The following is a 1338-nucleotide window of genomic DNA, read 5'->3' on the forward strand; positions in this document are numbered from 1 at the left end:
CCTGGAGCCTGACCCCCACCAGCGCCGTGGTGGGCGACACCATCACCGCCAGCGCACGGGATGCGGCGGGCAACACCGCCACCACCAGCGACCCCAACAAAGCCAACACCAACGGCAACGACGGCAATGACAGCCTCTCGGGCGGCAACGGCGATGACAGCATCAACGGCGGCAACGGCAACGACACCATGGACGGGGGTGACGGCAACGACACCTTGGACGGTGGCAATGGCAACGACAGCCTCTCGGGCGGCAACGGCAACGACAGCTTGAGCGGGGGCGATGGCAACGACACGCTGGATGGCGGCAACGGCAACGACACCCTGGACGGCGGCAACGGCGACGACAGCCTCTCGGGCGGCAACGGCAACGACAAGCTCGATGGCGGCAACGGCAACGACACGCTGGACGGTGGCGAGGGCAACGACACCCTGGACGGCGGCAACGGCAATGACAAGCTCGATGGCGGCAACGGCAACGACAGCATCCAGGGTGGCAACGGCAACGACACCATCATCGCGGGCGGGGGCAACGACACGGTGGACGGCGGTGCGGGCACCGACGTGCTGGACATCTCGCGCCTGGACCAAGCCGTGGTCAAGCCCGGCAGCACACCGGGCTCGGGCGTGATCGAGTACATCGGACCTGACGGCACGCCCCAGACCATCGAGTACAAGAACATCGAACAAATCGTGGACAACGGCCGGGCCGTGGTGGACATCACCTCCATGAGCACGGACACGGGCACCGCAGGTGACTTCAGCGGCACCGACAACACGCTCACCTACCGGGGCACCATCACCGAGAAGGCGGGCACCGTCATCTCGGCCGAATCCCAAGTCAAGCTCGAGCTGTTCGATGCCAACGGCCAACGGGTGGCCACCGCCTTTGCGCCCATCACCGGCACCAGCGGCAACTACAGCTGGGTCTGGCCGTTCGAGACCAACCAGAACGTGGGCAACTACACCCTCAAAGCCACGGTGGTCGACCAAGCGGGCATCCGCTTCACCACCGACCCGGTAGCCCTGGGCGACGACCCGGGCGAAGACCAGCAAGCCATTGAGGTGATTGCGGATATCCGCAACGCCACCGTGATCAGCGTGGACGATGCCTCGAATGCTGTGGAAGCGGGGGGCACGGCCAACGCCACAGCGGGCAGCACGGCCACGGGCAACGTGCTGAGCAACGACCTGGGCGACAACCTCACCGTGCAATCGGCCAAGCTTGCAGGCGGCGCAGCGCTCAGCACCACCAGCGGGCCGGCCACCATCACGGGCCAATACGGCACCTTGGTGATGGGCACCAACGGCAGCTACACCTACACGGTGAACAACAACA

1 pseudogene is annotated in these 1338 nt (G+C 66.0%); it reads left to right on the forward strand.

The features are described 5' to 3' along the window. Positions 1-1338 (forward strand): annotated as a pseudogene (locus B9Z49_RS21350) (hypothetical protein); the annotation flags it as partial.

The organism is Limnohabitans sp. 2KL-51 (assembly GCF_003063645.1).
Classification (GTDB): domain Bacteria; phylum Pseudomonadota; class Gammaproteobacteria; order Burkholderiales; family Burkholderiaceae_C; genus Limnohabitans_A.